This is a genomic window from uncultured Rikenella sp. (assembly GCF_910579375.1).
Taxonomy (GTDB): domain Bacteria; phylum Bacteroidota; class Bacteroidia; order Bacteroidales; family Rikenellaceae; genus Rikenella.
The window spans coordinates 18,585-28,068 of record NZ_CAJTUJ010000019.1; the positions used below are offsets into that span (position 1 = coordinate 18,585).

The 9,484-nt window shown below is 59.2% G+C and carries 9 protein-coding genes; 5 read left to right on the forward strand and 4 right to left on the reverse strand.

The window, feature by feature from the left end; all coding sequences use genetic code 11:
* The first annotated feature begins 9 nt into the window (after positions 1-9).
* Entirely contained in the window at positions 10-576 is a 567-nt protein-coding gene (rfbC, locus tag QZ302_RS03385; RefSeq protein WP_294592492.1) for a dTDP-4-dehydrorhamnose 3,5-epimerase, read from the forward strand.
* Between the two features lie 90 nt (positions 577-666).
* On the opposite strand, the gene QZ302_RS03390 is transcribed toward rfbC, so the two are convergent.
* Positions 667-1,116 (reverse strand): cupin domain-containing protein, encoded by a 450-nt coding sequence (locus QZ302_RS03390; RefSeq protein ID WP_294592506.1) that lies wholly within the window; start codon positions 1,114-1,116, stop codon positions 667-669.
* Positions 1,117-1,331: 215 nt separating this feature from the next.
* On the opposite strand from QZ302_RS03390, the gene QZ302_RS03395 reads away from it, so the two are divergent.
* Complete coding sequence (locus QZ302_RS03395; protein ID WP_294592508.1) at positions 1,332-1,712, forward strand: helix-turn-helix domain-containing protein; 381 nt, start codon at positions 1,332-1,334, stop codon at positions 1,710-1,712.
* 589 nt (positions 1,713-2,301) lie between these two features.
* On the opposite strand, the gene QZ302_RS03400 is transcribed toward QZ302_RS03395, so the two are convergent.
* The 3 genes from QZ302_RS03400 to QZ302_RS03410 form a co-directional block, all read right to left on the reverse strand.
* Positions 2,302-4,539 (reverse strand): DUF4838 domain-containing protein, encoded by a 2,238-nt coding sequence (locus QZ302_RS03400; protein ID WP_294592494.1) that lies wholly within the window; start codon positions 4,537-4,539, stop codon positions 2,302-2,304.
* A gap of 28 nt (positions 4,540-4,567) precedes the next feature.
* On the reverse strand, positions 4,568-5,218 hold the full coding sequence (locus tag QZ302_RS03405; protein WP_294592496.1) for a WbqC family protein: 651 nt from the start codon (positions 5,216-5,218) through the stop codon (positions 4,568-4,570).
* A gap of 614 nt (positions 5,219-5,832) precedes the next feature.
* Positions 5,833-7,275: an arylsulfatase gene (locus QZ302_RS03410; protein ID WP_294592498.1), complete on the reverse strand. Its 1,443-nt coding sequence runs from the start codon at positions 7,273-7,275 to the stop codon at positions 5,833-5,835.
* 74 nt (positions 7,276-7,349) lie between these two features.
* On the opposite strand from QZ302_RS03410, the gene rdgB reads away from it, so the two are divergent.
* The 3 genes from rdgB to frr are packed head-to-tail and all read left to right on the forward strand — an operon-like array spanning position 7,350 to position 9,294.
* The gene (gene rdgB, locus QZ302_RS03415; protein WP_294592500.1) at positions 7,350-7,949 is read left to right on the forward strand and encodes an RdgB/HAM1 family non-canonical purine NTP pyrophosphatase; all 600 of its coding nucleotides are present in this window, start codon (positions 7,350-7,352) and stop codon (positions 7,947-7,949) included.
* A 27-nt stretch (positions 7,950-7,976) separates the two neighbouring features.
* Positions 7,977-8,702 carry a UMP kinase gene (gene pyrH, locus QZ302_RS03420; RefSeq protein WP_294592502.1) on the forward strand — a complete coding sequence of 242 codons (726 nt, stop codon included), beginning with the start codon at positions 7,977-7,979 and terminating at the stop codon, positions 8,700-8,702.
* A gap of 28 nt (positions 8,703-8,730) precedes the next feature.
* Positions 8,731-9,294, forward strand: coding sequence for a ribosome recycling factor (frr, locus tag QZ302_RS03425; RefSeq protein ID WP_294592504.1), 564 nt, complete (start codon positions 8,731-8,733; stop codon positions 9,292-9,294).
* Positions 9,295-9,484 lie beyond the last annotated feature (190 nt).

A 9,484-nucleotide genomic window follows, 5' to 3' on the forward strand; every position in this document is an offset into this window, starting at 1 on the left:
ACAGAATAGATGGCTGAATTTAAAAAGGTGGAGACCCCGATCGAGGGGCTGTTCGTGATCGAGCCGACGGTGTTCGGCGATGCGAGGGGCTTTTTTATGGAGACCTATGCCAAACGCGATTTCGATGCGATGGCGGGCAGTCCGGTCGATTTCGTGCAGGACAACCACAGCAAGTCGCGGCGCGGGGTGTTGCGCGGGCTGCATTTCCAGACGCAGCATGCGCAGGGCAAGCTGATCCGGGTCGTCGCGGGGGCGGTCTATGACGTGGCGGTCGACCTGCGGGCCGGGAGCCCGACCTACGGGCGGTGGCACGGGGTGGAGCTGTCGGCGGAAAACAAACGGCAGTTCTATGTCCCGGCGGGATTCGCACACGGCTTTCTGACGCTGGTGGATGACACGGAGTTCCTCTACAAATGCACGGACTACTACCATCCGGAGTTCGACGGCGGGGTGCGGTGGAACGATCCGCAGATCGGCGTGGACTGGCGGCTGGCCGAATACGGCTTCGATCCGTCGGGCGAGGGGCTGCTGCTCTCGGCGAAGGATCGGGTGCAGCCGCTGTTGGAGGAGTTGTAGGCTCGGTACCCATAACAAAGCATCCCGGGCGATGCCTCGTTTGTAGGGACGAGGTGTCGTCCGGGATGCGTTTGTTTTTAGTAGTGCGGCTTACCACTCGACGGGGTCGGCGAGGATATGGCCGTCGGCGGCGTCTTCGGCCGTGAAGGCGCCGCCGCGGTACTGCACGCAAAGCATCGTGAGCGGTTCAGTGCCGTTGTTGCGCACGGAGCGCCGGCCGGCGGGAGCTACGCGGACGACGCTCCCTTCCGATACGGAAAAGACGTGGCCGTCTACCTGAAATTCACCCGAGCCGCTGAGGAAGAAGTAGAGCTCTTCGTGGGTTTTGTGGGTGTGGAGGAATCCCGTTTCCGTCCCCGGCTGGAATACCTGGAACGAAAACTCGCCGCCCGTTGCGTTCACGGCGCTGCCGCCGAACACTTTGCCCGGAATCCTGATCTCAGACCCCAGCTCGAGCACATACTCTCCCAGTTCGTTCAGCTGGCCGATCCGGATCGCGCTGAAGTTGGCGCCTGTCGCCGATTTTTCAATCTGTTTCATCATTGTGTTGGTTTTGGTTCGTGCTGCAAAACTATATTCTTTAATATTGTTTGTCAAGAGGTTACATTTTTGTTCAATACTAACCTTTTGGTCGCTTTTGCTGAAAAAGAGCGGGTTGGAGATCGAAAAATATCGATCTTTTCAGCGGGTTGCTTAACTTTGATTCTGAAAGTTGCTAACTAAAAGTTAGTGTTTGGTGCACAAAAGGTTGAATGATGCAAAAAAAGGCTGAAGGGAATTCTTTGATCGAGATGTGTCCGATTCGGAACATCGTCGCCCGGTTCGGAAACAAGTGGTCGTTGCTGGTGGTGGTCTTGCTGAGCGAACGGGAGGCGACGCGGTTCAATGAGTTGTGCCGGTCGATTCCGGACATCTCGTCGCGTGTGTTGTCAAGTACGCTCAAGATGTTGGAAACGGACGGGCTGGTGAGTCGCACGGTCTATCCGGAGGTGCCGCCGCGGGTCGAGTATCGGCTGACGGAGATCGGCCGTTCGCTGGTTCCGCTTATCGGTCGGCTGACGGAGTGGGCCCAAACGAATATGAAGTCGATCGTCGAACACCGTCGGGTTTACGAGGCGGAGCAGGTTTCGGGTTGAGGGAGTGTGGCTCGTCGGGGTTAATGGTTTGAGGCAGAGGTTGGTATTGGAAATGCATAAGCATTTCCTGTCCACGGGACGTGGGATCCGCGCGGCTCGAATGCAGTCTCCTCCTTTAGGACAGACGCACGCCATGTCTAAAGAGGGAAATCGTCAAAATGTGCTTGTGCGTTTTGACAAGATTTCCCCAGGCGCGCGAAACAGAGAATCGGGTAGAGGCGGCCAGTAAAAGACGCTGTGCGTCCGTTTATTCCGAGAGGCAACGCAACTGAAAACTGTAAGCGCGGTAGTCCGCGCTGCTGGAATAGAGCCACGTCACGCCGAGACGTAAGTTCATGCCGTTGGTGCTGCTGATCGTGGACGACCAACTGTACCCGCTGCCGCCGACGTTCGCCAGATCGCCCAATCTCCCATAATTGCCTGCGTCGCGGAAGCCCGGGGCGGGATGTCGAACGACACTCCGATGCGAGTTTGTCCGGGAAATTGTAACAAAAACCGCCCGGCGTATCCGTGAGAAAGATACCACCGGGCGGGTCTCGGAAAGGGAGGCTGAAGAACGCCAGTTTCCGCCTCCGTGCGATGTGGCCGATTATTCTACCACGATTTCATCCATAAACGCAAAAGCCTTTTTGCCTGCCCCCAAGTGCCACGGCGGACAAATCCCCACGCCGTCCGTCACCACCTTCACATAACGTCCCTTGCGGCCGACTGCGCTCGAAAAATCGCGCGAGCCGATCGCCACCGCTCGATTGACCTCCGGCTGCGCCTCCATACCCGCCTGCGCGTAATCCTTGCCGTCCGAAGAGACATAGAACGTCACCTGCTTCGGGAAGAAAATCCAGTCCGTCAGCACCTGCAAGTAAGTCGTCGTCACCCGGGCGATCTCCTGCTCCGACCCCAAGTCCACCACCGCCTCGAAACGCGGCACGTCCCAACCCAGCCACTGGATCTTGTAATCGTTGCTGCCGTGGAGGCCGTTGGTCAGCACCTTGTCCGCCGAGCGGTCGTATTTCGGATGCGGTGCAGGCGAGAGAGCGACCGGTTTCTCGAAACTCAGGTTCCCGTCCTGCCGCACGATCGAAATTTTGCGCATCATATCGAGATACTCGTCCGGCGTCGTGTGCCACTCCGAAAGGCGCGTCACCCCCTCCTGCTTGCACAGCGCGATGAAATTTTCCAGTTTTTGCGTGTATTCCGGATTCGTTTCCCACACACTGTCCGTCGCTTGTACATAGATACCGTTCGGCCCGTACGGGTCGAGCTTGGTCTGCTCCAGTTCCGCATACCGAAGCGGCTGGCGCGCAATTTTCACCCGTTTCAGGAACTCAGGCTGGTTCGCCACCGCCGCCTCGGCCCGGTCGAAACACGATTCGTAGATCGCCAGATTCTCCGGCGACAGGTAGCTGTCCGCCCCGTCGGTCGGCGCGCCGAAAATCGAAAGCGGTTTGCCGCTCTGTTCCAAATTTTGCGTAATCAGGTTGATATACTCCTTGATATGCCCCCCCGCCGGGCCGTAGTAGCCGTTCAGGAAGTCGTTCATCAGCGAGTCGGCATTGGCCGACGGATTCCACAGCAGTTTCGAGATCAGATAAGCCCGCAGGTCGGCGAACTCGCCACCCACCTCGCGATTCCCCTGCTCGAACATTGCCACCACATGGTTATCCACAAAATATTGGATATTCGGCTGCAACGTATGGAAATTGGGGAACGGGCTGACCAGATTCTTGAACTGGATCACATAGTCCCACACCAGAATATTGTCCGTGAGCTTGGCCCACTCCTCCATGTCGCGCCGGAACGAGGCACTGGTCGAATCCGTGGCGATCGGCTGGCTGCGGTTGCACTCGATGTTGCAGAACATGATGTTCACATTCTCGCGCGGCTTGGTCACCTTCGGCGCGGCCCGCGAATACTGGTAGGCCAGAGTCGAAATCACCTTGTCCGGGAACCGCTCGGCCACGGCGTTCACAAAACGGATCACGCTGCCCGTCGGGCTCCCCTCGATGGAGTCGACCTCGGCGCACAGCGCACACTGGCAGTAGCCGAAGTTGTCGTTCGAACTCACCGACCAATACTTTGCCTCCGGCTTGGCGGCCATCGCCTTGGCCAGATTGTCGCACATGATCTCCAGTACCGCCGGGTTCGACAGGCAGGGCTGCGTCGTGGCCCGCTGGCCGCTCACCAGCGCAAAATACTCCGGATGAGTCTTGAAATAGGGATCCGCCGGCAGCAGCTGCCCGAAGCTGTGGCACCAGAAACCCCAGTCGGGCTTTCCGCCCGTCGAGTCGTGGCTCAGCTTGTGCCAGTCGATATACCCTTGGTCGTTCGTCCCGCGGTAATGGGCGTCGCGGAAGGTGATCACCGGCACCTGCCGGTCGTAAATTCGCTTGGGTACGGTCACTTTCCCCTGCTGCGGAATGACTTCGACCGTGGCCGAGTATTTCCGGCAACCGAGGTAGTTGTCCAGCAGGGTGTACATCCCGTTCAGGGTGCCGCGCGAGGTGCCGCCCTGAATGTCGATGCGGTTGCCGTCCGTGAAGATCACAAAACCGTCGTTCCCCAGATCGGCGTGTTTCGAGGTGTCGGTGCTGAAGACGATCGCGTGGTCGTCGGCAATCGTTCCGGAGTCGGTCACGATGGGGAGTTCGGCTTGCGAAATTTGCCGGAAATAACCTTGGAAACGCTCGGCGGCGAGCCGGGTGAGGCTGTCGGCATCGGCGGCCACCACGATGCGGTAGGCGCTCCGGCCTTTGTCGGCCAGCTTCAGGGTCTGGCTACATGAACTGAGCATCAGCGCGGCTCCGAGCAGGGCAAAAATGGATTTCATCGGTAGGGTTTTGAGGTGTTGTTTGGGTTTAGTGTGCAGTGTGAATGCTTGCCCGAACGGCCTGTCCGGCCTGCGGCCCTTCGCAGAAGAGGAGGTCGACGACCGACAGGTTCGGTGCGAACGGGAGCCGGTCGGCGAAGACCTGATAATACTCCGGCGCCGCGAATGTCGGGTCGGGACGCCGGAGGCGCGGTTTGTGCGAAATGATCTCCCGAAAATCCCCCGCTTCGGCTGCCGTGTCGAGAGGCACGGGTGCGGTGTAATCTTCCGTAAACAGCAAGGTCTCCGGCAGGCCGAGCAGCCCCAGCAACAGGCGTGTCAGGTCGCCGTTCAGGTCGAAGAGGCGTTCGGGGCGGTAGTTTCGCTCGTTGTAAAACGGGGCGAGTTTTTCGGCATAGTGGTCGAAATAGGGCGCCGCCGCATAGGCCGCCCGCAGCGTGCGCCAGTGTTCGCGCTGCCAGGGCAGGGTGTAGTCGATCCGCACTTCGCGGATGGGCATTTTGGCCCGGTGATCCCAAACGACGGGTACGGTCAGCGTCCGCACGCCGGCGGCGGTCATCACTTCGGCCCGGTTGCGGTAGGTCTGTTTCTGGAAATTCTCATGGGCTTCGATCCGCGCGCCTTGTGCGAGCTTGCCGAAGTATTGGATGTTTCCTAAATAGGCGGTTGTAACGAGCATCGTTTCGTTTATTCCGAGAGGCAACGCAACTGAAAACCGTAGGCCCGGCCCGTCATGTAGCTGGGGTTGAGTTCCTTCGCGCCGAAGTGCAAGTACATGCTACGGTAGTGGTCGTCCGAATCGTAGGACGTGGACGACCAGTTGTACCCGTTGCTGCCGACGTACCACAACGCGCCCTCGCCGTGGCCGCGGTGGCCCGGGGCGGGGTACCAGGCGAGCGGGGTTCCCGCGCCCGAGGTGCTTACCTTGTAGAGACGGCCGTTGGTGGCTTTGTAATGACCGTCGCCGTACTTCTCACCTACGACACCGTCCGAATAGTACGGGAAAGTCCCGTTGAGCGGCTGGTCTGCGTTTTCCGTGCGCGTAAAGTCAGACCAAGTCCCGTTCGGGCACTGGCTATTGCCCGCTTAGGTCGGGTTCGGCGGCACGCTGGCGGAAATCTTATTCAAAGCGCAAGTCGCTTTGAATGATTTCCTACTCCAGCAGTCGCGCGCGGTTGAGCTTTGCCCCGGCTGGAACTGCCGCTTTCTTGTAAGAAAGCTTTCATGATAGCTACGCTCCTCCTTAGGTTTCGCAGTCCTTAATCTTTGTCCGTGTGCCGGAAGAGGACTTTGTCAGAAGTTCCATGCCGGATTCTTCGACTGCGTCCGCCCCTTGTCCATCAGCCGTTGCAACTCCAGCACCTTGCCCGGATACTCCGAAGCCACGTTGCGCAGCTCTTTCGGATCGCGCGACAGGTTGTAAAGCTCGTATCGCACTTTCGACGGGTCGCCGGACAATTGTTTGGCATTCAGCCGAATCAGTTTCCAGTTGTCGCGGATCACCGCCTGTTTGCCCCCCTCCTCGTGGAACTCGAAATAGAGGTGGTCGTGTTTCGGCTGTTCGCCCTCGCCCGTCCATTCCGGCAACATCGAGATGCCGTCCACCCCTTTCGGTACCTCCGCATCCACGATGTCGCAGACCGTCGGCAGGAAGTCCCAGAACGCTGAAACGTGGTAGCTCACGCTCCCCGGAGCGATGTGTCCCGGCCACACCACGATGAACGGCGTCCGGATCCCACCCTCGTAAAGGTCGCGTTTCGTACCGCGGAACAGCGAGTTGCTGTTGAAATAGTTCGGGTCGTGTCCCCCCTCGATGTGCGTCCCGTTATCGGAGCTGAAGATGAAAATCGTGTTGTCGAGCTGCCCCGTTTCGCGCAGCTTGGCGACCAGTCTGCCTACGTTGTCGTCGATGCGCTTCACCATCGCCGCGAAAGCCGCCCGCGGCTGTGCCTGTGCTCCGTACCAGTCGCCCTTGAACGGCGTTTCCTGAAACTTGCCCTCGAACGGTTTCATCTCCTCCGCCGGCAGCACCAGTTCGGCGTGCGGAAGCGTCGTGGCGAATTCGAGGAAGAACGGTTTGCCTGCCGCCACGCTCCGGTCGATGAACGACAGGGCGTGCTGCGTTGTCAGTTCGTCGGAATATTGCGTGCCGTCGAGCTCGATTTTCCGGCCGTTTTCGTAGAGCTTTTTCGGATAATAGTGGTGTGCGTCCACCTGTGCCTGGTGGCCGTAGAAGTAGTCGAAACCCTGGTTCCCGACGCCCCCCTCTTCCGGATAGCCGCCGAGACCCCATTTGCCGGTGATCCCTGTAGTATAGCCTTTCGAGCGCAGAATCTCGGCCACGGTCACCTCTTCGGCCGGCAGCGAGTAGTCGTACGTCGTGCCGTCCTCCAACTTTCGACCGTCGTTACCCCGAACCCCTGCGTGCCCCGTGTGTTTGCCGGTCAGCAGCACGGCGCGGCTCGGCGCCGAGACCGTCGAACCGGCGTAGTGTTGCATGAACTGCATCCCGGCACGTGCCAGCGAGTCGATGTGCGGGGTCGGAATGGTGCGCTGCCCGTAAGCTCCGATGTCGCCGATGCCGAGGTCGTCGGTCAGGACGAAAACGATGTTCGGCAGGCGTTGTGCGGCGGTGTCGATCGGCGCAGGGGTTGCTTTTCTCCCCCGTGCTGTTCCGGAGAGCGGCATGGCGGCCGCGGCGGCCATCAAAAGGCCCCATTCTGAAAGGTGTTTCACGTGATTTCGGTTTTGTTAAAGCGGCAATGTAGTAAATTTTCGTTAAATTCGCCTCGTAGAACTCGGATTCGGACATGAAAATCATCTTTGCTACAGGCAATCGGAACAAGTTGAAAGAGATACAGGCGATTCTCGGCGATCGGGCCGAGGTGTCGATTCCAGCGGATCACGGCGTGACGGAAGAGATTCCGGAGGATGCGCCGACGCTGGAGGGGAATGCGTTGCAGAAGGCCCGGTATATTCATGAGCGGACAGGGCTGGACTGTTTTGCGGATGATACGGGGCTGGAGGTCGAGGCGCTGGGAGGCGAGCCGGGCGTCTTCTCGGCGCGCTATGCGGCGGTGAACGGTGCGGGCGAGGGGCATGCCTCGGCGGATAATATGGCTTTGCTGCTCAGGCGGCTGGAGGGGCAGCAGAATCGGCGGGCGCGGTTCCGGACGGTGATCGCGCTGATTCGGAACGGCGAGGAGCACCTCTTCGAGGGGATTGTGAACGGCGAGATCACGCTCGAAAAGAGCGGCACGGAGGGGTTCGGCTACGACCCGGTTTTCCGGCCGGAGGGGTATGCGGTGACTTTTGCCGAGATGGCGCCGGAACTGAAAAACTGGATCAGCCATCGCGGACGGGCGACGGCGCGGCTCATCGAGTTCCTGAACGCAGAGGGCGGGGAATAAACGGTACGATTTAATCTTTTCGGAAAGATGGCGAAATACAAAAGAATATTGCTGAAACTCAGCGGTGAATCGCTTCAGGGGAAACAGGGATACGGATTGGATCCGGAGGTGCTGGCTTCGTATGCCGCTCAAATTCGGGTGGTGGCGGAGGCGGGAGTAGAGGTCGGGGTCGTGATCGGAGGCGGGAATATTTTCCGCGGAATGACGGGCGTCGGTAAAGGGTTCGACCGGGTGCGGGGGGATCAGATGGGGATGCTGGCGACGGTGATCAACTCGCTGGCTTTGCAGTCGGCGATCGAGAATGCGGGCGGGCGGGCCTGTGTGCTGACTTCGATTCCGATGGGGCCGGTGGGGGCGGGAATTTACTCCAAGTTCCGGGCGCTGGAGCTGATGCGCGAGGGGTATGTGGTGATTATCGGGGGCGGAACGGGCAATCCGTTTTTTACGACCGATACGGCTTCGGCGTTGCGCGGGGTGGAGATCGAGGCGGATGTGCTGCTCAAGGGAACGAGGGTCGACGGGGTCTATACGGCGGATCCGGAGAAGGATCCGGCGGCGGTGAAGTATGACCGGATTTCGTTTGCGGAGGTGATCGAAAAGCGTCTCAAGGTGATGGACCTGACGGCATTTACGATGTGTATGGAGAACCGGCTGCCGATTATCGTTTTCGACATGGATACGCCGGGCAATCTGGAGCGGGTGTTGGCGGCGGACGGCGCTTTGGCGGAGGTGGGGACGCTCGTGCATAATTAATTTGGAAAATAAATAAGATCGAAAAAATATGGGACAGAAAAGAGCAATCATCGACGCGGCGATGCCGCGTATGGACAAGGCTTTCGCACATTTCGAATCGGAAATCGCGTCGATCAAGGCGGGCAAGGCGAGTCCGAATGTGCTGAACGGGGTGATGGTGGAGTCGTACGGGGCGCAGATGCCGGTCAATCAGGTGGCCAGCGTGACGGTGCCGGATGCGCGGACGATTCTGGTTCAGCCGTGGGACAAGAATCTGCTGGCACCGATCGAAAAGGCGATTATCAATTCCAATCTGGGGATGACGCCGTCGAATAACGGGGAGACGATTCGGCTCAACGTGCCGCCGTTGACGGAGGAGCGTCGGAAGGAGCTGATGAAGCAGATCAAAGCGGAGGCGGAGACGTGTCGGGTGGCATTGCGGGGGGTACGCCGCGATGCGATCGAGGCGATTAAGAAGGCGATCAAGGCGGACGGTCTGCCGGAGGATGTGGCGAAGGATGGTGAGGATGAGGTGCAGAAGATCGTGGACGGTTTCTCGAAACGGATCGACGAGGTGCTGGCGGTGAAGGAAAAGGAGATTATGACGGTGTAGGTGGGTTGATTTTTAAATCTATGGATAACGGGTGGCTTTGTGCCACCCGTTTTTGTTTATATACTGATCGGGTTTGCTGTGTGGTGATTGGGTAGAGGCTGCTATAGCGAAACGTAGTTTCGCCCGTCCACGGGACGTGGGGCCCGCGCGGCCCGAGCGCAGTCCCCTCTTGTGGGACAGACGCGCGCCA

Bases quoted from the DNA above. Each gene is read 5' to 3' on its own strand.
- QZ302_RS03400 (WP_294592494.1), bottom strand. From the start codon at position 4,539: ATGAAATCCATTTTTGCCCTGCTCGGAGCCGCGCTGATGCTCAGTTCA.
- QZ302_RS03390 (WP_294592506.1), bottom strand. From the start codon at position 1,116: ATGAAACAGATTGAAAAATCGGCGACAGGCGCCAACTTCAGCGCGATC.
- rdgB (WP_294592500.1), top strand. From the start codon at position 7,350: ATGAAAATCATCTTTGCTACAGGCAATCGGAACAAGTTGAAAGAGATA.
- pyrH (WP_294592502.1), top strand. From the start codon at position 7,977: ATGGCGAAATACAAAAGAATATTGCTGAAACTCAGCGGTGAATCGCTT.
- rfbC (WP_294592492.1), top strand. From the start codon at position 10: ATGGCTGAATTTAAAAAGGTGGAGACCCCGATCGAGGGGCTGTTCGTG.
- QZ302_RS03395 (WP_294592508.1), top strand. From the start codon at position 1,332: ATGCAAAAAAAGGCTGAAGGGAATTCTTTGATCGAGATGTGTCCGATT.
- frr (WP_294592504.1), top strand. From the start codon at position 8,731: ATGGGACAGAAAAGAGCAATCATCGACGCGGCGATGCCGCGTATGGAC.
- QZ302_RS03405 (WP_294592496.1), bottom strand. From the start codon at position 5,218: ATGCTCGTTACAACCGCCTATTTAGGAAACATCCAATACTTCGGCAAG.